The following is a 23,614-nucleotide window of genomic DNA, read 5'->3' as shown; positions in this document are numbered from 1 at the left end:
TGCCTACTTTCTTTTTGCGCAAAAAGAAAGTAGGTGCGCCGCCGGGCGCACATCCCGGCCTCCTCCCTCAACCAAGGCACACCGCCAAAAACAGTGGCAGCACGGGGCTCACATCCCGGACTTTGGCTTCGGCACAAGAGGACGCGCTGCGGGCCTCTCGCAGCAAGCAGTCAGCCTGCCAGCGGTATCACCAATTGCGCGCGCAGCCCGCCCTCGGGCCGGTTGTGCAGACTCAGCCGGCAGCCATCGCGCTCCGCCAGGTCGCGCGCGATGGCCAGGCCCAGGCCATAGCCCGCCGTGTTCCCCGGGAGGTCGCCGGCCATCGCGTGCGCCGGCAGCGGGTCCTGCGACAGCCGCACCCAGGGCTCCAACGCCTGCCCCAACTGCGCTTCGGGAATGCCCGGGCCCGAGTCGTCGATGTGCAGCACCGCGCCTTCGGGCAGGGCGTGCACGCTGAGCGTGGCGCCGCCACCATGGCGCACGGCATTGCCCACCAGGTTTCCGATCACGCGGCGCAGTGCAGCGGTGCGTGCGCGCACGCGCACGGGTGCGCTGCCGACCGGGGCCTGCAGTTGCACGGGCTGGCCCTGGTCGGCCAGGTCGTCCACCAGCGCCTGCAGCAGGGCCACCAGGTCAATGGAGCGGGCCTGGCTGCCCTCGTGCTGCTCGCGCAGCACGGCCAGGGTGTCGCCGATCATTTCGTCCATCTCGCGGATGTCGCTGATGGCGGCCTGCTGCGCCGGGCCTTCGGGCCACTGTGCCACGCGCATGCGCAGCCGGGTCAAGGGCGTGCGCAGGTCGTGCGACACGGCGGCCATGTGCAGGCCGCGCGCGTCGAACTGCTCCTTGAGCCGCTGCGACATCTGGTTGAACACCTGCGCGGCGTTGCGCACCTCCACCGTGCCGAGCTGCTCGTCGAGCACGGGCGGCTTGCCGCCCTTGTCGATGTCCTGCGACAGGGCGCTGGCCGCATGCGACAGGCGCAGCATGGGCCGAGACAGCCAGCGCGCGCCCAGGAAGGCGGCCAGGCCGATCAGCACGAAGCGGATGCCGTAGTCCATCCACTGGGAATTGAGGGGCATGGGGCCGCCCTTGCGCTGCGGACCCGGGGCTGTGAACGGGTTGGGCGGGCGGCCATCGCCGCTGCCCGCGCTGCCCCCGGGGGGCTGGAAGGACGGCGGCGCAGCCATGCGCTCGCCCCCACCCGTGGGCGGCGGGCCGGGCCAGGGGCTGCCGCCGGGGCCTGCATTCGGTCCTGACCGGGGCGGCGGCGGGCCACCGGGCATGCCGGAGCCGGTGAGGGGGTTGCCAGGCGGTAGCGAGGCCAGCGGCGGCAGGCGCGAGAGCGCAGTGCCCAGGTCCTGCTGGTGGCGCAGGTTGGTGACCACCAGGTAGGCCACCAGGTGGCTGCCGGCCAATGCTACCCACATGAGGATGAACAGGCGCAGGAACAGGGTGTCCAGGCGGCGCCAGTTCCAGCGCTTGCCCGGTGTCGCGGGTTTCACCGCTGCACCTCCACGTCGAACAGGTAGCCCTCGCCGCGCAGGGTGCGTATCAGGGGGCGATCGCGCTGGCCTTCACCGAGCTTGCCGCGCAGCCGCGAAACGGCCAGATCGATGCTGCGGTCGCTCACCACCACGCCGGGGGCGCGCGAGAGGTCGAGCAGCCGGTCGCGGCTGAGCACCTTGCCGGCATGGGCGGTAAAGGCCTCCAGCAGGCGGAACTCGGCGCTCGACAGCGCCACCATGGTGCCGTCGGGCGAGACCAGTTCGCGCCGCAGGCGGTCGAAGGTCCAGCCCTCGAAGCGCACCTGGGGTGCATCGGCCTGTGGCGGGGCGGCGGTGCCGCGGCGCAGCACGGCCTTAATGCGTGCCACCAGCTCGCGCGGCTCGAAGGGCTTGGACAGGTAGTCATCGGCCCCGAGTTCGAGTCCCAGCACGCGCGACATCGGGTCGCCCTGAGCGGTGAGCACGATCACGGGCAACTGGCCATGGTCGCGGCGCACCCACTGGCACAGGGTCAGGCCGTCCTCGTCGGGCAGCATCAGGTCGAGCAGCACCACGTCAAAACCCTGGCGCGCCAGCGCGGCACGCATACCCCGGCCGTCGCCCACGGCCTCGGTGATGAAGCCGAAGGTTCCCAGGTAGTCGAGCAGCAGGGTGCGGATGGCGGGATCGTCGTCCACCAGCAGGCATCGGATCATGCGGAAATCTTGTGGCAGTGGTGAAGGGCCGAAGGTAGCACAGCCCTGGCGGATTCAGGAGGCCGCTTGCGGTGCGGCAACGCCCAGCAGCGCGTGGAGCCTCGGGCTGGTGGTCGTGTACTGCAAGGCCACCTTGTCGCCGCTCAGGGCTTCGGCCGCGGCAAAGGCGGCCAGCGTGGCCTCGTGAAAACCACACAGGATGAGCTTGCGCTTGCCCGGGTAGGTATTGATGTCGCCCACGGCGTAGATGCCGGGCACGCTGGTGCGAAAGCTGGCGGTGTCCACCACCAGCTGCTTGCGTTCGATGGCGATGCCCCAGTCGGCAATCGGCCCCAGTCGCGGGGAGATGCCCAGGGCGGCGATCAGGCAGTCGAGCGGTTCGTTGGCGGTGAGGCCCTCGGTGTCCACCACCTGCAGCGCGGTCAGGCGCCCGCCCTCGGCCACCACGCCGGTGATCTGGCCGACGATGACCTCGATACGCCCCGCATCGCGCAGGGCCTGCAATTGCTGCAACTGCTCGGGTGGCGCCTGGAAGGCATCGCGCCGGTACAGCAGGCGGACGATGGCAGGGGCTTCGGCTTGGGGCAGGGTTGCAAGGGTGATGGCATGGGCCACGGCGGCGTCATCGCCGCCATGTACCACCACGCGCTGGCCGGTCACCACGGTGCCTGCGGGCAGGTGCTGGTAGTGCACCTGCGTGCCGACAAAAGGCTCGATGCCCTCGACCTTGAGCGTGCGCGGCACGAAGGCGCCCACGCCGGCAGCGATGAACACGCTGCGCGCCAACAGGGCCTGGCCCTGGCTGGTTTCAACGAGGATGCGGCCATCGTCCTGCAGTGCCACGGACGCGACCAGGCTGGCCAGATGCCAGTGCGGCTGGAAGGGCGCGATCTGCTGCAGCAGCAAGGCCGCCAGCTCGCGCCCGCTGCACACGGGCACGCCCGGTATGTCGTAGATGGGCTTGTCGCCATACAGCTCCACGCACTGGCCGCCGGCATGGGGCAGCGCGTCGATCACATGGGTGGTGATGCCCTGCAGGCCGAGCTGGAATACCTGGAACAGGCCCACCGGGCCTGCACCGATGACCACGGCATCCGTGGCGATGGGAGGGGACGATTGCGCGAGCGTGGACACCGGCGAATGCAGCGATGCCGCTCAGCGGACCAGCTCGTTGACCTTGCCGGGCTTGCCGTTCCACTCGTCGGCGTCGGGCAGGGCGGGCTTGCGCTTGGTGATGCTCTTCCAGCCATCGGCAAAGGCCAGGTCGGCGTTCAGCTTGATGAAAGCGATCTGGTCGGCCGGCAGGTCTTCTTCGGCAAAGATGGCATTGGCCGGGCACTCGGGGATGCAGACGGCGCAGTCGATGCACTCATCGGGATCGATGACGAGCATGTTCGGGCCTTCGCGGAAGCAGTCCACGGGGCAGACGTCCACACAATCGGTGAACTTGCACTTGATGCAGTTTTCGGAGACGACGTGGGTCATGACGAGAGTTGTGTGGGTCGGTGAAAACCCTCTATTTTAGAAGCTTTCACCGGCCTTGGGTTGCTGGGCCCCTGGGTCCGAGAGGGTGACGCAGGGGTTTTGGGCGCACAAATGTGCACTCATTGCGAATGAGGATCAGTTGACCAGCACAGCGCCGGCGGTCTTGTGGCTTGCCGTGTCCACCAGGATCAGCGAGCCGAGCACGCGCGCCTGGCCGAACGGGGCGGCGGGCAGGGGCTCCTGCAGCAGCAGTTCAACGTGGCCGATGGCGTTGGGGTCAAGCTGCGTGGCGTCGTCCTCTGCCAGGGTGTTGATGTCCAGGCGGTGCACCACGCGCTTGACCTTGGCCTTGACCCAGCGGTGCCCGTGCAGCGCCCAGTAAACGCGGCCGGCCACCAACGGCTCGTCGTCCATCCAGGCCACGGTGGTCCGCAGCTCGCGGCTGGCGGGCCAGGCCGGAACGGCAGCGGGCGTGTCGAAATCGTCCTCGGCAGCCGCCGCAGCGGGCGTGGGCGCGGCCAGGATCCAGTCGCCGCGCGACACGTCCACCTCGCGGTCGAGGATGATGCCGGCGCTCTGGCCCGCATCCACACCCACGGGGCGGCGCGCATGGTCGAGCACCTGGGCCACGGTGGCGCTCTGACCGCTCGGGAAGATCTGCACGGCCGTGCCGGGCGCCACGGCGCCTGCGGCCACCCGGCCCCAGAACACGCGGCGGCCTTGCGACGTGTCGGCGGAGGACGAGAACTTCTCTACCCACTGCACCGGGAAGGCCAGCGGCAGGCCCGTGTCGGCCGGGGTGTTGGGCAATTGTTCGAGCACTTCGAGCAGCGTGGGGCCGTTGTAGCCGCACCATCTGGCGTGGGCGTCCACCACGTTCCAGCCCTTCAGGGCCGAGACCGGCACCGTGGCGCGCACGGCAATGCCGGCATCTGCGGCGAACTTCGCAAGGGCGGCGCTGATGTGGGCGAAGGCCAGTTCGGGTTCGGCCACGGCATCGAGCTTGTTCACGGCGAACACCAGCGAGTGCACGCGCAGCAGATGGGCCAGCAGCGAGTGGCGGCGCGTCTGCGGCAGCAGCGCCAGGGCCGGGTTCTGCCAGTCGAGCTTGGTGGCATCGACCAGCACCACGGCGGCGTCGGCGCTGCTGGCGGCGGTGACCATGTTGCGCGTGTACTGCTCATGGCCGGGCGCATCGCCGATGATGAACTTGCGCGACTCGGTGGCAAAGTAGCGGTAGGCCACGTCGATGGTGATGCCTTGCTCGCGCTCGGCCGAGAGGCCGTCGGTCAGCAGGGCCAGGTCCGTCTCGCCGCCGCGCTGCACGCCGGCCAGATGGTCTTGCAGCACGGCGCGGCTGTCCACCAGCAGGCGGCCGATCAGCGTGCTCTTGCCGTCGTCGACGCTGCCGCAGGTGATGAACTTGAGGGCCGAGGCATGGTTGCTGCCAGCGTTGGCTGCGGCAGGGGCGGTGGCTTGGTATGCGGTGGTCATCAGAAATACCCGTCCTTCTTGCGCTTTTCCATCGAGGCGTCGCTCGTCTTGTCGTCCATGCGGGTCGCGCCGCGCTCACTCACGTCGGCGGCCAGGGTCTCGATCACGATCTCTGCCGGGGTGGCGGCCGTGCTCTCCACCGGTGCGGTGCAGGTGATGTCGCCCACGGTGCGAAAGCGCACGTCGCGCGTCTGCACCGTCTCGCCTTCGCGCGGTGGCGTCAGCTCGGTCACGGGCATCAACAGGCCCCGGCGGTCCACCACCTCGCGCTTGTGCGTGTAGTAGATGCTGGGCAGGCCGATCTGCTCGCGGTCGATGTACTGCCACACGTCGAGTTCGGTCCAGTTGCTGATGGGGAACACGCGAAAGTGCTCACCGGGCTGCAGCCGGGTGTTGAACAGGGTCCACAGCTCGGGGCGCTGGGCCTTGGGCTGCCACTGGCCGAAGCTGTCGCGGTGCGAGAAGATGCGCTCCTTGGCGCGGGCCTTCTCTTCATCGCGGCGGGCGCCGCCGATCAGTGCGTCGAAGCGGAACTCCTCGATGGCTTCGAGCAGCGTGACCGATTGGTGCACGTTGCGGCTCTCGCCGGGGTGGGCCAGGCGCACGGTGCCGCGGGCCATGGAGTCCTCGACGCTGCGCACGATGAGTTCGGCACCCAGTTCCTTGGCGCGCGAATCACGGAAGTCCGTGACCTCTTTGAAGTTGTGGCCCGTGTCGATCATGAGCAGCGGGTAGGGGATGCGGCCCGCGCCGAAGGCCTTCTCTGCGCACTTGAGCATCACCAGCGAATCCTTGCCGCCCGAGAACAGCAGGGTGGGGCGCTCGAAGGCGGCAGCCACCTCGCGCAGGATGAAGATGGTTTCCTCTTCCAGGGCGTCGAGGTGCGAATTGTTCAGGTGGTGGCTCATGTTCTTGTTCTGCAGCAGCGCGGCATCGGTGCGGGCGTTCATGGTCGGGTCAGCGGTGGGGGGTCAATGCGCGATGTGTAGGCCGCACTCGCGGTTCTCTTCGCCCTTGGTGGGGTCCACGTAGTCGAAGTTGTTCGGCAGGCCGTGCTGCTGGCAGTACTCGTACAGCTCCTTGGACGACCAGTGCAGCAGCGGCGCGACCTTGATCAGCCCGTCGGGGTTGATGCTCACCGGGTCCATCTGCGCACGCACGGCGGTGTCGGTGGCGCGCAGCGCGGTGAACCAGACCTTGGGGGCCGTCTCGCGCAGGGCGCGGGTAAAGGGCTCCAGCTTCACTTCTTCGGTGAAGGCGGCATGGCGCGGGTCGTCCAGCCCGGGCGTTGCGCCCTCCACGGCCTCGCGGTGCGCACGCGAGCGGCGCGGCAGGTAGATCTGCAGCTTCAGGCCGAGCTGTTTCGTCACTTCATCGGCAAAGCGGTAGGTGGCTTCGGTGTTGTAGCCGTTGTCCATCCAGACCACCGGAACATCGGGCTGCACGCGGCTGACCATGTGCAGGATCACGGCCTCGAAGGGGCGGAAGTTGGTGGTGACGATGGGGCGCTGGCCCAGGCCCAGGGCCCAGGCGACGAGACCCTCGGCGTTGCGGCCGAGTTCGGCGTTTACGGATGCGAGATCGAATTGGCTCATGGTGTTATGCGGTGACGGCCTTGTCGGCAAAGATCGGCTGGTGGTTGACCGCGTCGCCCTGGTAGAAGCCAGGGAACATCTCGAACTGGCGCTGCGCGTCCGCTGCGTCCACGCCCTCGCGCAGCACGGCCGACGAAAAGCCCGTGCGCTGCATCTGCACCAGCTGGTCGATCAGCACGTCGCCCGTGGCGCGGATGTCGCCCTTGAAACCGCGGCGGCGGCGCAGCAGAAAGGCCTGGCTGAAAGCCCGGCCGTCGGTGAAGCTGGGGAAGTGCAGGTCCACGCGCTCCACGCCGTCCAGCGCCAGCGCCAGGGCATCGGCATCGTTGGCCAGCGCCACGCTGCGCGTGTCGCCTTCGGCAGGGGCCTGGTGGTCTTGGGATGCAAGTATCTTCATGGGGTGTCTATCTCTGTTCTGGGGCGGGGCTCAGGCGGCAGCCACGGCCTCTTCCTTGTGGCGGGCCGTCTTGGCGGCTTCCTTGAACGGGTCCAGGCCGGCGCGGCGCACGGTGCTCTGGAAGGTCTCGCCGCTTTCGCGCAGGTCGCGGTAGGTGCCGAGCACGGCTTCGATCACGTCAGGCACTTCGGCCGCCGAGAACGAGGGGCCGATCACCTTGCCGGCCACGGCCGCGCCCGACAGGTCGGAGCCGTCCGAGCCGCCCAGCGTGACCTGGTACCACTCCTTGCCGTCCTTGTCGACGCCCAGGATGCCGATATGGCCGCTGTGGTGGTGGCCGCAGCTGTTGATGCAGCCGCTGATGTGCAGGTCGATCTCGCCGATGTCGTCGAGCTCGTCGAGGTCCTGGTAGCGCTGCGTGATGGCTTCGGCAATGGGCAGCGAGCGCGCATTGGCCAGCGAGCAGAAGTCGCCGCCGGGGCAGGCGATCATGTCGGTGAGCAGTTGCACGTTGGCGCTGGCCAGGCCCAGGGCCTTGGCTTCCTGCCACAGGTCGAACAGGCGGCTGGCGTGTACCCAGGGCAGAAGCACGTTCTGGTCGTGCGTGACGCGGGCTTCGCCGGCGGAGTATTGGTCCACCAGGTCGGCCAGGGCCGTGAGCTGTTCGCTGGTGGCATCGCCGGGCGACTGGCCTGCGCGCTTGAACGACAGCGTGACGGCGCGCAGCTGTGCATTCTTGTGTGCGTGTACGTTGCGCTGCAGCCAGCGGCCAAAGGCCACGTGCTCGGCGGCCTGCGCTTGCAGCGATGCAGCCAGGGCGGCGGGGTCGGCATCGGGGATGTCGGCCAGCACGGGCGGCACGAAGCAGGCGGCCACGCGGTCGAACTCGGCCTGGGGCACGGTGTGCGGGCCACCGTCGATCTCCATGATCTGGCGGTACTCTTCTTCCACATCGTCGATGTACTTCTGGCCTTCGGACTTGACCAGAATCTTGATGCGCGCCTTGTACTTGTTGTCGCGCCGGCCGTGCTCGTTGTACACGCGCACGATGGCCTCGATGTAGTTCATGATCTGGTTCCACGGCAGGAACTCGCGAATCACGGTGCCGATCACCGGGGTGCGGCCCATGCCGCCACCCACGAAGACCTTGAAGCCGATCTCGCCGGCCTCATTGCGGGCCATGTGCAGGCCCACGTCGTGCCAGCCGGTGGCCGCGCGGTCGTCCGCCGCGCCGCTGATGGCGATCTTGAACTTGCGCGGCAAAAAGGCGAACTCGGGGTGCAGCGTGGTCCACTGGCGCAGGATCTCGGCGTAGGGGCGGGGGTCGATCAGCTCGTCCACGGCCACGCCGGCCAGTGCATCGGTGGTGGTGTTGCGGATGCAGTTGCCGCTGGTCTGGATGCCATGCATGTCCACGCTGGCCAGCAGGTCCATCACGTCGGCCGCCTTGGACAGCGGGATCCAGTTGAACTGCACGTTGGTGCGCGTGGTGAAGTGGGCGCAGTTCTTGGGCAAAAAGGTCGTGCCCAGCAAGCCCTGGCCTTCCATGGCGGCCTTGAAGACAGCGGCTTCGGGTTCGTCGTAGTCCCGCGCGATGGTGGCCAGCACGCGCAGCTGGCGGCTGGCGATCTCGCCGTAGGGTACGGCCACGCGCAGCATGGGCGCGTAGCGCTGCACGTACCAGCCGTTCTGCAGGCGCAGGGGGCGGAAGTCGTCTTCCGGCAGCTTGCCGGCCTGCCAGCGCTCGAGCTGGTCGCGGAACTGGCGCGAACGCTGGTGGACGAACGTTTTGTCGAATTCTGTGTATTGGTACATCGTGGGGTACTCAGATCATTATCAATTTGGCGCCTGCCCAGGCCAGCAGGACGGACAGGGCGGAGCGGATCAGGCGCTCGGGCGTGCGGGTGACCAAGCGTGAGCCCAGCCAGATGCCCGGCAGCGAGCCAGCCAGCAATTGTGCAAGCAAACTCCAGTCCACGGAGCCCAGTGAGGCATGGCCCAATCCTGCCACCAGGGTCAATGGCACGGCGTAGGCAATGTCGGCGCCGATGATGCGTGGCAGCGGCAGCAGTGGGTACACCAGCAGCAGCACGGTAACGCCGATGGCGCCCGCACCCACCGAGGTGAAGGTGACCAGCGTGCCGATCACTGCGCCCAGCAGCACCGGCAGGCTCCAGTGGCGCGGGCGGGTGGCCTGATCGGCGTTGGCCAGGCGCAGGGCCTGGTCAGCCGCCTGGCGCTGGCGCGAAAAGGCCACCACCTTGTACAGCGTGGCCGCTGCCGTGAGCAGCAGGGCAAAGCCCAGCGTGGTGGTCATGATGCGCTGGGCCTGGGCGCTGGCCGGGCCCAGTTCCTTGAGCGCCCACAGCGCCAGGATGGCGGCAGGGATGCTGCCCGCACACAGCTGGCCCACCACGCGCCAAGGCACCAGGCGCTGGCGCGCCATGCTCACCGTGCCGCCCATCTTGGTGAAGGCGGCGAACAGCAGGTCGGTGCCGATGGCCAGGTGGGGCTTGATGCCGAAGAAAAAGATCAGCACAGGCGTCATCAGCGAGCCACCGCCCACACCGGTCAGGCCAACGATGAGGCCTACCGCAAACCCCGCAAAGACAAACGCCAGATCGTGCATGCCAGCGAATGTAGGGGGGCGGCTTATGGAAACAAACTATTGTTTTGTCCTGCCCTTATGCGGATAAGCTTATGCGCCAATGCTGGTGCGGGTTTGCGCAGCGTGGAGAGGGGCCTCGCCCTTGTTGCCTGTGGGTTACACGCCGGCCAGCCGCTCGGCGCCCAGCGCCCTGGCCAGCTTTGCATCCAGCGGCAGCGGTTCGCCCTGCAGCCGGGCCGCGAGCAGTTCGCCGCACAGCACCGACAGGGTCAGCCCGCGCGCGCCCATGGCCGTGCAGGCCCACAGGCCCGGCAGGGCCACGCCATCGACCGGGCCCACCACGGGCAGCCGGTCGTGCAGGGTGCAGCGCACGGCGGCCCAGGTGCGCAGGCCATCGGCCGGTGCATCCGGGCCCGCCATGGCGGCAAAGTCGGCCTGCAGGCGCTCGGCTGCGGGTGGCAACAGCCCCTGCATCTTGGCCTGGTTGGCGGCATGGGCCTCCCGTTGCTCGGCGGGCGTGGGCGGCAGCGCAGTGAGGCCGCGCTCGAAGGTCGATCCCATGATCCATGCGCGTGGTGCACCCGGTGCATCGGACAGCGGGAAATCCGGCACCAGGTTGCCATTGCCGTTGAGCGGGAAGGGCGCCAGCGGCGCAGCGCCGGGCCCATAGGTGCCGATGGACACCTGGCCGCGCAAGGCCTGCAGGGGCCAGTGGCTGGCCAGCAGAGGGCGGCTGTCGGCGCCTGCGGCAATCACTACCACCGGGGCCTGGGCGAGCACATGGGCTTCAGCGTCCAGCGCCTGCCATGCGGCGTCGGGTGAATCGTCCACGCGCTGCAGCCGGGCCACGCAGCAGTCGCCCTGCCAGCTGATGCCCGGCTGGGCGAGCAGCGCGGCCACCAGGCGCGCAGGGCGCAGCCAGCCCGCATGGGGGTGCCAGTTGGCGGGGGTGCCGGCCGGTAGCTGGGCCTGTCGCAGCGTGTCTTCGCTGGCCGGCTGGCTCCAGTCGGTGCCGGGGCCCTGGGCCCAGGTGGCGGGCAGGGCCTTGTTGCGGGCCTTGTCGGCGGCATGGCGCTCCAGCACGCCACTCTGGCCAAAGTCCTGCCCCTCGTGCAGTAGCGCGCAGGCCTGGGTCAGGGTGGCGCGCACCCCGCTGCGCGACAGGCGCGACAGCAGGCTGTCGTCGGGCGAGACATGGGGTGCGAACACGCCGGCGGGCAGGCCCGAGGCGCCGGCCGCTGGTGCCGCCGCCTGGTCCAGCACCCGCACGCGCCAGCCGCGCCGCGCCAGGCTGGCTGCGCAGGCCGCGCCGGCCACGCCGCCGCCGATCACGATGCAGTCGCCCGGTGGCCGGGATTCTGGCTCCGCCTGGGTCTGCGGCGCGGTGCGCGGTTCCCAGTGTGGGTTGTAGGTGGCGTGCAGGTTGTCGCGCTTGGGGGGCACGCCGGGCATGCGCGTGACCTCGAAGCCGCACTGGGCCAGGGCATCGCGCACGGCGCGCGCAATGGTCCAGGTGGCCAGGCGCGTGCCGCGCCGGCAGCAGCGTGCCACGGCCTTGAGGGTGTGGGCATCCCAGATCTCCGGGTTGCGCTGGGGGCTGAAGCCATCGAGGTAGACGGCATCCACGGTGAGCGCCTGCTGGCGCAGCATGGCCTGGGTGTCGCCCACGTAGAGCGTGAGCAGCACCCGCCCTGCGTCGAAGCTCAGCCGGTGCACGCCCGGCAGCAGGCCCCACCACTGGGCGTGCAACTGCTGCGCCAGCGGTGCCAGCTCGGGATGGGCCGTGGTGGCGCGCAGCAGGTCATCGGCCCCCACGGGCCAGGCTTCGGTGGAGACGAAGTGCAGCAGGCTGCAGCGCTCGGGGTCGGCCCTCCAGGCAGCCCAGGTCACCAGGAAGTTCAGGCCGAAGCCGAACCCGGTTTCCAGGATGCGCCATTGCGCTTGCCCAGCCCACGCCTGCGGCAGGCCGCAGCCGTGCAAAAACACCTGGCGGGCCTGCGTGAGGCCGCCGTTTTCACTGTGGTAGCGGTCGCCGAAGCGGGGGCTGTAGGGGGTGCCGTCCGGCAGCCAGTCGACAGGCTCGGACATGGGCAGGGTGTGCGCTGAGCGCTTATTCAGGCGTTGGGGGCACGTAGCCCGCTGCTGCGTCGGCACCGCCGCCGAAGAAATGGTTCTCCATCTGGCGTGCCAGGTACTGGCGCGCGCGCGCATCGGCCAGGTTCAGGCGGTTTTCATTGACCAGCATGGTCTGGTGCTTGAGCCAGCCGGCCCAGGCCTCCTTGCTCACGCCTTCCCAGATGCGCTTGCCCAGCTCGCCCGGGTAGGGAGGGAAATCCAGGCCTTCGGCTTCCTTGCCGAGCTTGATACATTGAACGGTGCGTGCCATGGGGATTTTCCTTGTAAATCGTGGTGTGAGCGAAGTGCTCAGATAGTTTCGGTATAAAGAACTGAAATCTTAGTTGTTTAAGTTTTGATGGCGGCCTCCCAGAATGCGGTCCATCGGTGTCCAGCACCTTTCCGCATTCCTATCCAAAGAGGCTCCTCCATGAACTTTCGCCGCGACTTTATCAAGTTTCCCTTTGCCGCTGCCCTGGTGGGCAGCTTGGCCCTGACGGCATTGCCGTCGTTTGCCCAATCGGTGACGCTGCTGAACGTCTCCTACGACCCCACTCGCGAGCTGTACGTGGAGTTCAACCAGGCCTTCGCCAAGTACTGGAAGGGCAAGACCGGGCAGGACGTGACGATCAAGCAATCGCACGGCGGCTCGGGCAAGCAAGCGCGCTCCATCATCGACGGCCTGGACGCCGACGTGGCCACCCTGGCCCTGGCTGGCGACACCGACGCCCTGCACACCAACGGCGGCTGGATCCCCAAGGACTGGCAAAAGCGCCTGCCGCACAACAGCTCGCCCTACACCTCGACCATCGTGCTCGTGGTGCGCCAGGGCAATCCCAAGGGAATCAAGGACTGGGACGACCTCATCAAGCCCGGCATCAGCGTGATCACGCCCAACCCCAAGACCTCGGGCGGCGCCCGCTGGAACTACCTGGCCGCCTGGGAGTTCGCCAAGCGCAAGCTGGGCAGCGACGCCCAGGCCAAGGATTTCGTAGCCAAGCTCTACGGCAACGTGCCCGTGCTGGACACCGGCGCCCGCGGCTCCACCATCACCTTCGCCCAGCGCAACCAGGGTGACGTGCTCATCGCCTGGGAGAACGAGGCCTACCTGCTCGAAAAGGAATTCGGCACCAAGTTCGACGTAATCGCGCCGTCGCTGTCCATCCTGGCCGAGCCCGCCGTGTCCGTGGTCGACAAGAACGTGGACAAGAAGGGCACCCGTGTGGTGGCCGAGGAATACCTCAAGTTCCTGTACAGCGAGGAAGGCCAGGACATTGCCGGCAAGAACTTCTACCGCCCGGCCATTTCCGACAAGGCCAAGGCCAAGTACGCCAAGCAGTTCCCCAAGCTCAACCTGGTGACCATCGACGGCGCCTTCGGTGGCTGGGACAAGGCGGCCAAGGACCACTTCGCCGACAACGCAAGCTTCGACCAGATCTATACACGCAAGTGAACCCCGCCCATCGCGCAAAGGACAGTTCTCCATGTCAGCCCTCTTGATTGCCGGCAGCCCGTCGGAACGCTCGCGCTCAGCCGCCCTGCTGGACGCCGTGGCCCAACGCCTGTCGGTGCGCGGCGCGCTGGTGGACCGCATCCACATCCGCGACCTGTCGCCCCAGGCACTGCTGCTGGCCGATTTCGCCCACCCCACGGTGGTCGGCGCCGTCGACCAGGTGGCCCAGGCGCGGGTGCTGGTGGTGGCTACGCCGGTCTACAAGGCGGCCTATAGCGGCGTGCTCAAGGTCTTCCTGGACCTGCTGCCGCAGACCGCGCTCAAGGGCAAGATCGTGCTGCCCCTGGCCACGGGCGGCAGCCCGCACCACATGCTGGCGCTGGACTATGCGCTCAGGCCCGTGCTGCAGTCGCTGGGCGCCAAGCACATCCTGCCCGGCATCTACGCCACCGACTCACAGGTCGCCCTGACGCCCGAGGGCGCCTACGACCTGCATGCAGATATTGCCGCCCGCCTGGACGAAGCGGTGAACGTGCTGATCACCGAAACCCTGCGCCCCCCGGCTGCGCAGGCCGGGCGCTTTGCGCCGGTGCACTTCTCGCAGGTGCGATGTAGCGTCTGACGCAGTGGGTGTCGCCCGAGCTTTTCAACGCTCCGGCGGCATCCACATCCCCCTCTTTTCTCCCCATTTTGTTGTCGAGCCGGCACCCGCCGATGCGGGCAGGCCAGGCCGCCGCATGCCCGCCGCCACCGGTCGAACCACCGCACCACCAGATATTGCTGAAAGACACCTTGCCATGACACAAACCTTCCTCTCTTCGCGCCGCCGCCAGGTGGTCCTTTCCAGCCTGGCCGCTGCCGCCCTGGGCGCCACCGGTGGAACGGCGTTCGGCCAGACGCCGGCACGCGTGCTGCGCGTAGGCCACCAGAAGGGCTGGCTGTCCATCCTCAAGGGCCGCGGCACGCTCGAAAAGCGCCTGGCCCCGCTGGGCGTGAAGGTCACCTGGACCGAATTCAACGCCGGCCCGGTGCAGCTCGAGGCACTCAACGTGGGCGCCATCGACTTCGGCGACGTGGGCGAAGCGCCCCCGATCTTTGCCCAGGCCGCCGGTGCGCCGCTGGTGTATGCCGGCGCCACCGTGCCACGCCCGGCACTGGAGGCCGTGATCGTGCCCAAGGACTCGCCGATCCGCAGCGTGGCCGACCTCAAGGGCAAGCGCGTGGCCTACAACAAGGGCTCCAACGTGCAGTACTTCCTGGTCAAGCTGCTGGAGAAGAACGGTCTGAAGTACGGTGACGTGCAGTCGATCTTCCTGGCGCCGGCAGACGCGCGCGCCGCCTTTGAGAAGGGCGCCGTGGACGCCTGGATCATCTGGGACCCCTTCCTGGCCGCAGCGCAGAAGACGCTGGACGCCCGCCTGCTGGTGGACGCCACCGGCGTAGTCAACAACCGCGCCTACTACTTCACCTCGCGCGACTACGCCACGCGCAACGCCGACGTGCTGCGCATCGCCATCGAAGAGGTCAACGCCATCGACACCTGGGCCTCGAAGAACCAGGGCGCGGCCGCTGCGGAGCTGACCACGGTGCTGGGCCTGGACCGCAGCATCACCGACTTGTACCTGAGCCGCGCGAAGTTCGGCACCGCCCCCGTGACGCGCGAAATCATCGCCGAGCAGCAGTCGATCGCCGACACCTTCTTCGAACTCAAGCTCATCCCCAAGAAGCTCAACCTGCTGCACGCCGCGCCGGTGGACCTGGGCGCCTGACCCTCTTCCCGGGAGCCTTCCATGCACACCCCCATGCCCTTTCCCCTGCACGAGCAATTGCGCCGCGTGCTGTGCGTGACCGCGAGTTCCTGGGGCCTGCCCACCCGGCCGCGCTGCGCGGGTGTGCGTGCGCCCCGGTTCGGCTTTGCCATCTCCTACTGACGCCATAACAAAAGAGGTTTCCTATGCAGATCTTCTGGTTCATTCCCACCCATGGCGACAGCCGCTACCTGGGCACTTCCAAGGGCGCGCGCCAGCTCAGCCACGACTACCTGCAGCAGGTGGCAGTGGCGGCCGACAGCCTAGGCTACGAAGGCGTGCTCATTCCCACCGGCCGCTCGTGCGAAGACCCCTGGGTGATCGCTTCGAGCCTGATCGCGGTCACCAAGAAGCTCAAGTTCCTGGTCGCTGTGCGCCCGGGCCTGCACCAGCCCGCGCTGGCCGCGCGCATGGCCGCCACCTTCGACCGCCTGTCGGGCGGGCGCCTGCTGATCAACCTGGTGACCGGTGGCGATCAGACCGAGCTGGAGGGCGATGGCGTGTTCCTCGACCATGCCACGCGCTACGAGCAGTCGGCCGAGTTCATCCGCATCTGGCGCGAGATCATGGCCCGCAGCCACACCGGCGAAACCTATGACTTCGAGGGCCAGCACCTTACGGTGAAGGGCGCCAAGCTCTTGTTCCCGCCGCTGCAGAACCCGCATCCACCGGTGTACTTCGGCGGTTCGTCCGACGCGGCCCACGACCTGGCGGCCGAGCAGGTCGAGACCTACCTCACCTGGGGCGAACCCCCGGCCGATGTGGCCAAGAAGGTGGCCGACGTGCGCGCACGTGCGGCCAAAAAGGGCCGCACGGTGAAGTTCGGCATCCGCCTGCACGTCATCGTGCGCGAGACCGACGAGCAGGCCTGGGCCGCGGCCGAGGAACTCATCAGCCACGTCGACGATGCGACCGTGGTGCGCGCCCAGGCGGTGTTCGCACGCATGGACTCGGAAGGCCAGCGGCGCATGGCGCGTCTGCATGCCGGTGGCGCCAAGCGTGCGCGGGCGGACCTGGAGATCAGCCCCAACCTGTGGGCCGGCGTGGGCCTGGTGGGCGGCGGTGCTGGCACGGCCCTGGTGGGCGACCCAAAGACGGTGGCTGCACGCATCACGGAATACGCGGCCCTGGGCCTGGACACCTTCGTGCTCTCGGGCTACCCGCACCTGGAAGAGGCCTACCGCTTTGCCGAGCTGGTGTTCCCGCTGCTGCCCCTGTCCGTGCGCGAGAAGCTCAGCGGCGGCAACCCGCTGGGCCCGTTCGGCGAATCGGTGGCCAACGAGCTGCCACCGCGCGCCTCGCAAAGCTGAGCGCACGGCACCCAAGGAGATCCGCCCATGGCCATCCATTCCATCAACCACGTGCAACTGGCCTTTCCGGCCGGTTCGGAAGAACCCATCCGCAACTTCTACAGCAGCCTGCTCGGCCTGCCCGAGGTGCGGCTGGCCGCAGGCAACGCGCTGCATTTTGCCGCCGGTACCCAGCGCATCGACCTGGTGCCCACCGACCACTGGCAGGGCGCGCCCTCGGTGTCGCACCTGGCGCTGGAGGTGCAGGATCTGCCCGCGCTGCGCGGGCGCCTGCTGCAGGCCCAACTGCCGCTGGTGGAGAACCGGGCGCTGCCCGGCTACCTGCGTTTTTACGTGAAAGATCCGGCGGGCAACCAGCTGGAATTTCTGGAACCCGACACCGAACGACAGGAGTTCGCATGACTTCATCATCCCTCCGTGAGCTGCAGGTCTCGCCTGTGGCCGACTCCATCGACGCGCCCAGCCTGGCGCCGCTGGTGCCCTCGCAATGGCTGCGCTTTGCCAAGGGCGTGCTGCAGCGCCTCTTGCCCTGGGCCGTGCCGGTCACCCTGATCGTGGTGTGGCAGGTGGCCTCGTCGCTGGGCTGGCTCTCCACCCGGGTGCTGCCCGCGCCGCTGGAGGTGATCAAGGCCGCTTGGACGTTGACCGCCTCGGGCGAGCTGTGGACGCACGTCAAGGTCAGCGCCGGCCGGGCGCTCGCGGGCCTGGCCATCGGCGGCGGCCTGGGGCTGGCGCTGGGGCTGCTTACGGGATCGGTGCGCCTGTTCGAAACCTTGCTCGATTCCACCATCCAGATGGTGCGCAACATCCCGGCGCTGGCGCTGATCCCGCTGGTGATCCTGTGGTTCGGCATCGACGAGTCGGCCAAGCTGTTCCTGATCAGCGTGTCGGTGTTCTTCCCGATCTACCTGAACACCTTCCACGGCATCCGCAACGTGGACCCGGGCCTGATCGAGATGGGGCGCACCTATGGCCTGTCGCGCTGGCAGCTGTACCGCCAGATCATCCTGCCCGGCGCGCTGTCCAGCATCCTGGTGGGCCTGCGCTTCTCGCTGGGCCTGATGTGGGTGATCCTGATCGTGGCCGAGACCATCTCGGCGCAGTCGGGCATCGGCTACCTGACCATGAACGCACGCGAGTTCCTGCAGACCGACATCGTGCTCGTGGGCATCCTGCTGTACGCGCTGCTGGGCAAGCTGGCCGACCTGTTCGCCAAGGGCCTGGAAGGCTACTGGCTGCGCTGGCACCCCGGCTACCAGAGCGCCTGATACGGATTCGCCTTCAACCGTCTGACGTCGTTGGTTCGCCTTGCCGTGCTACAGCACTGTCTGCGGCTTCCCGCCTAGTCATACGGTCGAACGCGAATCCGTAGGACCCCTACCACCGCATTCCAAGATTCCAAGGACCCGCATGTTTGCCTATTCTTCCATCCTCTCCCGGCGCACGGCGCTGGCGCTGCTGGCTGCCACGGCCAGCGGCCTGGCGTCCGCACAAAGCGGCGCCAAGCCCGATACCGTGCGCATTGGTTACCAGAAGTCGTCCACCCTGATCGTGGTGCTCAAGACCCAGGGCACGCTCGAAAAGCTGCTGGCGCCCCTGGGCACCAAGGTCACCTGGCATGAGTTCACCAGCGGGCTGCCGCTGCTCGAAGCCCTGAACCTGGGCAACATCGACGTGAGCGCCGACGTGGCCGACACCGTGCCGGTGTTCGCCCAGGCGGCTGGCGCCGCACTGACCTTCGTGGCGCAGGAGGCGCCGTCCCCCTCGGCCCAGGCCATCGTGGTGCGCGCCGATTCGCCGCTCAAGACCGTGGCCGACCTCAAGGGCAAGAAGATCGGCTTTGCCAAGGCCGCCGGTGCCCACTACCTACTGATCGCCGCGCTGGAGAAGGCCGGCCTGTCGTTCAAGGACATCGACCCCGCCTACCTCACGCCGGCCGACGGCCGCGCCGCCTTCGAGCGCGGTGCCATCGACGCCTGGGTGGTGTGGGACCCGTTCCTTGCCGCCGTGCAGCGCCAGTCGAATGTGCGCATCCTGGCCGACGGGCGCGATGTGGCCTCCTACCAGCGCTACTACCTGGCCGCCACGCCATATGCCCAGGCGCGCGCCGACGTGCTGCGCGTGCTGTTCGCCGAGCTGCAGAAGGCCGGCACCTGGGTCAAGGGCAACCCCAAGGACGCCGCCGCGTTGCTGGCACCCGTGTGGGGGCTGGATGCCGCCACGGTGGAGCAGGCCAACAGCCGCCGCAGCTACGAGGTGCGTGCCGTGTTGCCGGGCGGCCTCTCCGAGCAGCAACGCATTGCCGATGCCTTTCTGTCCGAGAAACTGCTGCCCCGGCGTGTGAACACGCTGGACGTGGCGCTCTTCAAGCCGGGAGCCTGACACCATGGCACAAACCAACGTTTCATCGCCCGCAGGCGGCAACAACGGCGTGCGCCTGGAAGTGCGCGGCGTGGACAAGCGCTACGGCGCCCGCGAGGTGCTCAAGAAGACCGAGCTGGTGATCGAGCCCGGTCAGTTCGTGGCCATCGTGGGCCGCAGCGGCTGCGGCAAGAGCACGCTGCTGCGCCTGGTGGCGGGCCTCGAATCTGTCTCGGGTGGCACCATCCGCCTCGACGGCCAGGCCGTGGACGGCCTGAGCCAGGACACGCGCATCATGTTCCAGGACTCGCGCCTCTTGCCTTGGAAGCGTGTGGCCGACAACGTGGCCCTGGGCCTGCCCACCGAGCGCCGTGGCGCCGCCGCCGACGTGCTGGCCCGCGTGGGCCTGGGCGACCGGCTGGGCGAGTGGCCGGCACGCCTGTCGGGCGGCCAGCGCCAGCGCGTGGCCCTGGCGCGTGCGCTGGTGCACAACCCGCGCCTCTTGCTGCTCGACGAACCCCTGGGCGCGCTCGATGCGCTGACCCGCATCGAGATGCACCGCCTGATCGAAGGCCTGTGGCAGGCCAGCGGCTTCACCGCGCTGCTGGTCACGCACGACGTGCAGGAGGCGGTGGCCCTGGCCGACCGCGTGATCCTGATCGAAGACGGGCAGATTGCGCTGGACCAGCTGATCGACCTGCCGCGCCCGCGCTCGCATGGCGATGCCGCGTTTGCCGCCATCGAAAAACGCATCCTCGACCGCGTGCTGCAAAAGCCCGATGCCGGGCCCAGCGCCGCCGACGCGCGCTGGCCCGGCGTGCCCGCGCATGGCCTGCGCTGGGCGGTGTGAGCGCCTTCGCCCCCTCTGATTTTTTGACCCATCCATCCGTTCCCGGACTTTCAAGGAGAAACACCATGTCCATTCAAGCCATCAACGTGCGCAACCAGTTCAAGGGCAAAGTGCGCGAGATCATCCGCGGCGACGTCGTCTCCGAGGTCGATGTCGAAACCCCCTGGGGCATCGTCACCTCCGTCATCACCACGCGCTCGGTGGACGATCTGGCGCTGGTCGTGGGCTCCGACGTGGTCGCGCTGGTGAAATCGACCGAGGTGTCCATCGCCAAGCTGTGATGCCTGCCTGGGGGCGCCTTCAGCCCCCTTGAAGGCCCCGCGACGCGGGGCCTTCACATTTGCGGGGCGGGCATAGCCATATCCGTTTTTCTTCGTTGGCTCCCGGAGCGTCCAGACCTAAGCTGCGGGCTTCGATTCGCCTCCACAGGATTCCCGCATGACCGCCAGCAGCACCGCAAAGCCCCGTACCCTTCAACTCGGCCTGGTGCTGCATGGCGTAGGCGCTGGCTGGGGTGATTGGCGGCATGAAAATGCGGTCACCGATGCCAGCGTGAACTTCGGCTTCTACAAGGCGCAGGCGCAGCTGGCCGAGCAGGCACGCTTCACCTTCCTGTTCGTGGCCGACAGCGTGCATATCACGCCGCGGTCCAGTCCCCACTACCTCAACCGCTTCGAGCCGCTGACCATTCTCTCTGCGCTGGCCGGCGCCACCTCGCACATCGGTTTGGTGGCCACCGTGACGGCCAGTTACAGCGAGCCCTTCACCGTGGCCCGGCAGTTCGCCTCGCTCGACCACATCAGCGGCGGCCGTGCGGGCTGGAATGTGGTCACTTCATGGCTCGACGGCAGCGCGCGCAACTACGGGCGCGAGGAGCACTATGCGCACGACGTGCGCTACCGCCTGGCCGGTGAGCACCTGGACGTGGTGCAGGGCCTGTGGGACTCGTGGGAGGACGACGCAATGGTGCGCGACAAGGCCACCGGCCGGTTCTTCGACCCGGCCAAGCTGCACCGCCTGGACCACCAGGGCGAGTTCTTCGCCGTGGAGGGGCCCCTGAACATCGCGCGCTCGCGCCAGGGCCAACCCGTGATCTTCCAGGCCGGTGCCTCGCCCGATGGCAAGGCCTTTGCGGCGCAGCGGGCCGATGCGATCTTCTTCCATGCCGACAGCTTCGAGGAGGCGCAGGCCTACTACCGCGACGTGAAGGCCCGTGTGCGGGCCGAGGGGCGCAACCCTGACGAGGTGTTCCTGCTGCCGGGGTTTCGCCCCATCGTGGGCAGCACCGAGGAGGAGGCCGAGCGCCGCTACGAAGAGTTGGCCGCGCTGGTACCCATCGAGAACGCCATCGCCGCGCTGGCCCGGCCGTTCAACGACCATGACTTCTCGCAGTACCCGCTGGACGAGCCCTTCCCGGACCTCGGTGAACTGGGCCGCAACAGCCAGCAGAGCACCAGCGACCGCATCAAGCAGCATGCGCGCGAGCACGGCCTGACCCTGCGCGAGGTGGCCCTGTGGCACGCCCGACCGCGCCGCACCTTCGTGGGCACGGCCGAGCAGGTGGCCGATGAAATCCAGCGCTGGTTCGAGGGCGGCGCGGCCGATGGCTTCAATTTCTTCGAGGCACTGCCCAATACCTCGCTCAAGGCCTTCGTGGAACTGGCCGTGCCGGTGCTGCAGGCGCGCGGGTTGCTGCGCACGGAATACGAGGGCGAAACGCTGCGCAGCCATTTCCAGCTGCCGGTGCCCGCCAATCGGCATACGGTAGCGGCCGCAGGTTCGGCCTTTGTGCGCGAAGAAGCGGTAGCAGCCTGAGCCCTGGCCGGCTCAGCCGCCGTAGCCCATGATCGCCACGGCATGGCAGCCCGTGCCTGCGGCCACGAAGCCGTGCCATACGGCGTGGGCGTAGCGCAGCCGTGAATCGAGCACGAAGAATGCCACCCCCACGGTATAGGCCACGCCGCCGGCGATGAGCCAGTGCGCGCTCCACTGCGTGAGGTGGCCGATGAGGGGCAGGGCGGCCACCAGGGCCAGCCAGCCCATGAGCACGTACATGCCGGTGGACAGCCACGCCGTGCGCAGCCGGTTGAAGGCCTTGAGCACCAGGCCCAGCGCGGCCACGGCCCAGACCAGCGCCAGCAGGGCGAAGTTCCAGTCGCCATCGGGACGGTGCAGGGCGAAGGGTGTGTAGCTGCCCGCGATGAACAGGTAGATGGCACCGTGGTCGAGCTTCAGCGCCGCCTGCTTGAAGCGCCCTTCGGGCAGGGCGTGGTAGACGGTGGAGGCCAGGTACAGCAGCACCATGGTGGCGGCGAAGACGATGGCGCCGGCCACGCTGGCAGCGCCCTGCGGGCGTGCGGAGGCGATGAGGAAAGGGGCCGCGATGACGGCGGCCAGCAGTGCCAGGCCGTGGCTGGCACTGTTGGCCAGTTCTTCGCCAGGGGTCTGGTCGCGGCACTGCATGGCAAGGACCGTCTCGGCCCGGGATCAGCGGTGCAGGGCCGTGTGCTGCCGTTCGCGCCAGGCGTGGTAGCGCGAGCGCTGCAGCGCGAACAGCTCCACCAGGCCCCAGGCCATCGCGCAGCCCATGATCCCGAACAGCGCCACGGTGCGCAGCGGTTCAATCCTGCGCGGAGAGCGGGAGCGGTTCGTCATGGAAGAAGCAGTCGTTGTCAGGAAGGTCGAAGGAGAACCAGCTCTCGTCCAAGAGCTCGTCGAACAACCGCTGCAATCCGAGAAATTTCCAGAGCATGGTGACCTCCTGGGTGGTGTGAAGCTCCCCCAAGATAGCCTTGCCGTGTGACGGTTTTGCGTCAGTGTGGCAATCGCAACAGGCCTGCGCAAAGACCCTGGCGCAGGGGGCTGCGGGCGCTATGCTGGCTGTTTTTCGCTGCCAGAGACAACCACCACCGTGCCCGACACCGTTCTGCCCGAACTTGCGGCGCTGCAAAAGATCATCGACCAGGGCGGCGACCGCCTGGACGCCCGGGTTGTGCATACCGTGGAGATGCCTTCGGGCGAGCGCTTTCCCATCCACGCCATCAGCCTGGGCAACCCGGACCGCAGCGTGCCGGCCATGGGCTTCTTCGGCGGCATCCACGGGCTCGAAGGCATCGGCGCCGAGGTGGTGATTGCCTACCTGCAGAACGTGGTGACGCGCCTGCCCTGGGACCTGGCCCTGAACCAGCAGCTCGAGCAGGTGCGCCTGGTGTTCATGCCCATCGTGAACCCGGGCGGCATGTGGGCTGCCACCCGGGCCAACCCCAATGGGGTGGACCTGATGCGCAATGCCCCGGTGGACGCACTGGACCGGGTGCCCTTCCTCATCGGCGGCCAGCGCCTGAGTGCGGGCCTGCCTTGGTACCGCGGCAAACCGGGTGCGCCCATGGAGGCCGAGAGCCGGGCCCTGTGCGAGGTGGTGCACGATGAACTGCTGTCCCGCCCGTTCAGCATCGCGCTGGACTGCCACTCGGGCTTTGGCATCAGCGACCGGCTGTGGTTTCCGTTCGCGCACACGAAGAAGCCCATTGCCCACCTGCCGGAGCTGCATGCGCTGCACGAGATCTTTCTGCAGGCGCATGCCTACCACCCCTACATCATCGAGCCGCAGAGCGCGCAGTACCTCACGCACGGCGACCTGTGGGACCACCTGTACATGCAGGCCTGCAACGACCCCACGCGCACCTTCTTGCCGCTGACGCTGGAGATGGGCTCGTGGCGCTGGATCAAGAAGAACCCGCGCCAGCTGTTCTCGCGCAAGGGCATCTTCAACCCGCTGATCAACCACCGCTTGCAGCGCGTGCTGCGCCGGCACATGCCGCTGCTCGACTTTCTCTCGCGCGCGGCGGGCAGCCACGAGCGCTGGGTGCCTGCGCCTGAAGCGCGGGTGCAGCGGCGTGCCGATGCGCTCAGCTTCTGGTATTGATGGCATGGCG

The 23,614-nt window shown here is 68.1% G+C and carries 27 protein-coding genes; 12 read left to right on the top strand and 15 right to left on the bottom strand.

Annotated elements, in window-relative coordinates; genetic code table 11:
* Positions 1-170 precede the first annotated feature (170 nt).
* From ASE28_RS06710 to ASE28_RS06655, 12 genes are all read right to left on the bottom strand, one after another.
* Complete coding sequence (locus ASE28_RS06710; RefSeq protein WP_057265685.1) at positions 171-1,505, bottom strand: ATP-binding protein; 1,335 nt, start codon at positions 1,503-1,505, stop codon at positions 171-173.
* Complete coding sequence (locus ASE28_RS06705) at positions 1,502-2,203, bottom strand: response regulator (protein ID WP_057265683.1); 702 nt, start codon at positions 2,201-2,203, stop codon at positions 1,502-1,504. Before ASE28_RS06705 ends, ASE28_RS06710 begins: the two co-directional genes overlap by 4 nt.
* Positions 2,204-2,257: 54 nt before the next feature.
* Positions 2,258-3,337 carry an NAD(P)/FAD-dependent oxidoreductase gene (locus ASE28_RS06700; protein WP_057265681.1) on the bottom strand — a complete coding sequence of 360 codons (1,080 nt, stop codon included), beginning with the start codon at positions 3,335-3,337 and terminating at the stop codon, positions 2,258-2,260.
* Positions 3,338-3,358: 21 nt separating this feature from the next.
* The gene (gene fdxA / locus ASE28_RS06695; protein ID WP_057265679.1) at positions 3,359-3,688 is read right to left on the bottom strand and encodes a ferredoxin FdxA; all 330 of its coding nucleotides are present in this window, start codon (positions 3,686-3,688) and stop codon (positions 3,359-3,361) included.
* A gap of 135 nt (positions 3,689-3,823) precedes the next feature.
* Complete coding sequence (locus ASE28_RS06690) at positions 3,824-5,182, bottom strand: sulfate adenylyltransferase subunit 1 (RefSeq protein ID WP_057265678.1); 1,359 nt, start codon at positions 5,180-5,182, stop codon at positions 3,824-3,826.
* On the bottom strand, positions 5,182-6,132 hold the full coding sequence (cysD, locus tag ASE28_RS06685; RefSeq protein WP_057265676.1) for a sulfate adenylyltransferase subunit CysD: 951 nt from the start codon (positions 6,130-6,132) through the stop codon (positions 5,182-5,184). Before cysD ends, ASE28_RS06690 begins: the two co-directional genes overlap by 1 nt.
* A gap of 21 nt (positions 6,133-6,153) precedes the next feature.
* Positions 6,154-6,777, bottom strand: coding sequence for a phosphoadenosine phosphosulfate reductase family protein (locus ASE28_RS06680; RefSeq protein ID WP_057265674.1), 624 nt, complete (start codon positions 6,775-6,777; stop codon positions 6,154-6,156).
* 4 nt (positions 6,778-6,781) lie between these two features.
* Complete coding sequence (locus ASE28_RS06675; RefSeq protein WP_057207061.1) at positions 6,782-7,174, bottom strand: DUF934 domain-containing protein; 393 nt, start codon at positions 7,172-7,174, stop codon at positions 6,782-6,784.
* 30 nt (positions 7,175-7,204) lie between these two features.
* Entirely contained in the window at positions 7,205-8,989 is a 1,785-nt protein-coding gene (locus ASE28_RS06670; RefSeq protein ID WP_057265672.1) for a nitrite/sulfite reductase, read from the bottom strand.
* A gap of 10 nt (positions 8,990-8,999) precedes the next feature.
* Positions 9,000-9,803: a sulfite exporter TauE/SafE family protein gene (locus ASE28_RS06665; RefSeq protein WP_057265670.1), complete on the bottom strand. Its 804-nt coding sequence runs from the start codon at positions 9,801-9,803 to the stop codon at positions 9,000-9,002.
* Between the two features lie 135 nt (positions 9,804-9,938).
* A complete protein-coding gene (mnmC, locus tag ASE28_RS06660) occupies positions 9,939-11,870 on the bottom strand; it encodes an FAD-dependent 5-carboxymethylaminomethyl-2-thiouridine(34) oxidoreductase MnmC (RefSeq protein WP_057265668.1) in 1,932 nt (643 codons plus the stop codon).
* A 22-nt stretch (positions 11,871-11,892) separates the two neighbouring features.
* The gene (locus ASE28_RS06655) at positions 11,893-12,168 is read right to left on the bottom strand and encodes an oxidative damage protection protein (protein WP_057207053.1); all 276 of its coding nucleotides are present in this window, start codon (positions 12,166-12,168) and stop codon (positions 11,893-11,895) included.
* Positions 12,169-12,327: 159 nt separating this feature from the next.
* Here ASE28_RS06655 and ASE28_RS06650 point away from each other — a divergent pair, with 159 nt between their 5' ends.
* The 11 genes from ASE28_RS06650 to ASE28_RS06605 all read left to right on the top strand — a co-directional run bounded on the left by ASE28_RS06650 (position 12,328) and on the right by ASE28_RS06605 (position 21,494).
* Positions 12,328-13,350, top strand: a complete 1,023-nt coding sequence (locus ASE28_RS06650) for a sulfate ABC transporter substrate-binding protein (protein WP_057265666.1) — start codon at positions 12,328-12,330, stop codon at positions 13,348-13,350.
* Between the two features lie 31 nt (positions 13,351-13,381).
* The gene (ssuE, locus tag ASE28_RS06645; RefSeq protein WP_057207049.1) at positions 13,382-13,972 is read left to right on the top strand and encodes an NADPH-dependent FMN reductase; all 591 of its coding nucleotides are present in this window, start codon (positions 13,382-13,384) and stop codon (positions 13,970-13,972) included.
* Positions 13,973-14,147: 175 nt separating this feature from the next.
* Positions 14,148-15,119 carry a sulfonate ABC transporter substrate-binding protein gene (locus tag ASE28_RS06640; RefSeq protein ID WP_057265664.1) on the top strand — a complete coding sequence of 324 codons (972 nt, stop codon included), beginning with the start codon at positions 14,148-14,150 and terminating at the stop codon, positions 15,117-15,119.
* A 21-nt stretch (positions 15,120-15,140) separates the two neighbouring features.
* On the top strand, positions 15,141-15,281 hold the full coding sequence (locus ASE28_RS32575; protein WP_164470697.1) for a hypothetical protein: 141 nt from the start codon (positions 15,141-15,143) through the stop codon (positions 15,279-15,281).
* 23 nt (positions 15,282-15,304) lie between these two features.
* Entirely contained in the window at positions 15,305-16,468 is a 1,164-nt protein-coding gene (gene ssuD / locus ASE28_RS06635; RefSeq protein WP_057265662.1) for an FMNH2-dependent alkanesulfonate monooxygenase, read from the top strand.
* A 27-nt stretch (positions 16,469-16,495) separates the two neighbouring features.
* Entirely contained in the window at positions 16,496-16,870 is a 375-nt protein-coding gene (locus tag ASE28_RS06630) for a VOC family protein (RefSeq protein WP_057207042.1), read from the top strand.
* Complete coding sequence (ssuC, locus tag ASE28_RS06625; RefSeq protein WP_057265660.1) at positions 16,867-17,736, top strand: aliphatic sulfonate ABC transporter permease SsuC; 870 nt, start codon at positions 16,867-16,869, stop codon at positions 17,734-17,736. The genes ASE28_RS06630 and ssuC overlap by 4 nt, the downstream gene beginning before the upstream one ends.
* 142 nt (positions 17,737-17,878) lie before the next feature.
* Positions 17,879-18,850: an aliphatic sulfonate ABC transporter substrate-binding protein gene (locus tag ASE28_RS06620; RefSeq protein WP_057265658.1), complete on the top strand. Its 972-nt coding sequence runs from the start codon at positions 17,879-17,881 to the stop codon at positions 18,848-18,850.
* 4 nt (positions 18,851-18,854) lie between these two features.
* Positions 18,855-19,679, top strand: coding sequence for an ATP-binding cassette domain-containing protein (locus ASE28_RS06615; RefSeq protein WP_057265656.1), 825 nt, complete (start codon positions 18,855-18,857; stop codon positions 19,677-19,679).
* A 65-nt stretch (positions 19,680-19,744) separates the two neighbouring features.
* Positions 19,745-19,960 (top strand): molybdopterin-binding protein, encoded by a 216-nt coding sequence (locus tag ASE28_RS06610; protein WP_056168199.1) that lies wholly within the window; start codon positions 19,745-19,747, stop codon positions 19,958-19,960.
* 157 nt (positions 19,961-20,117) lie between these two features.
* On the top strand, positions 20,118-21,494 hold the full coding sequence (locus ASE28_RS06605; protein ID WP_057265654.1) for an LLM class flavin-dependent oxidoreductase: 1,377 nt from the start codon (positions 20,118-20,120) through the stop codon (positions 21,492-21,494).
* A gap of 12 nt (positions 21,495-21,506) precedes the next feature.
* On the opposite strand, the gene ASE28_RS06600 is transcribed toward ASE28_RS06605, so the two are convergent.
* From ASE28_RS06600 to ASE28_RS33365, 3 genes are read right to left on the bottom strand one after another with little or no spacing between them, the layout of a single operon-like run.
* Positions 21,507-22,142 (bottom strand): hemolysin III family protein, encoded by a 636-nt coding sequence (locus ASE28_RS06600; RefSeq protein WP_057265652.1) that lies wholly within the window; start codon positions 22,140-22,142, stop codon positions 21,507-21,509.
* Between the two features lie 24 nt (positions 22,143-22,166).
* Positions 22,167-22,334 (bottom strand): hypothetical protein, encoded by a 168-nt coding sequence (locus ASE28_RS32570; protein ID WP_164470696.1) that lies wholly within the window; start codon positions 22,332-22,334, stop codon positions 22,167-22,169.
* Positions 22,300-22,431: a hypothetical protein gene (locus ASE28_RS33365; protein WP_255357714.1), complete on the bottom strand. Its 132-nt coding sequence runs from the start codon at positions 22,429-22,431 to the stop codon at positions 22,300-22,302. Before ASE28_RS33365 ends, ASE28_RS32570 begins: the two co-directional genes overlap by 35 nt.
* 159 nt (positions 22,432-22,590) lie before the next feature.
* On the opposite strand from ASE28_RS33365, the gene ASE28_RS06595 reads away from it, so the two are divergent.
* On the top strand, positions 22,591-23,604 hold the full coding sequence (locus ASE28_RS06595; RefSeq protein WP_057265869.1) for a M14 family zinc carboxypeptidase: 1,014 nt from the start codon (positions 22,591-22,593) through the stop codon (positions 23,602-23,604).
* Positions 23,605-23,614: the final 10 nt, after the last annotated feature.

Source organism: Acidovorax sp. Root219, assembly GCF_001428665.1.
In the GTDB taxonomy this organism is placed as follows: domain Bacteria; phylum Pseudomonadota; class Gammaproteobacteria; order Burkholderiales; family Burkholderiaceae_C; genus Acidovorax.
The sequence above is the reverse complement of the archived record's forward strand: the minus strand, read 5'-3'. Positions and strand labels throughout refer to the sequence as shown.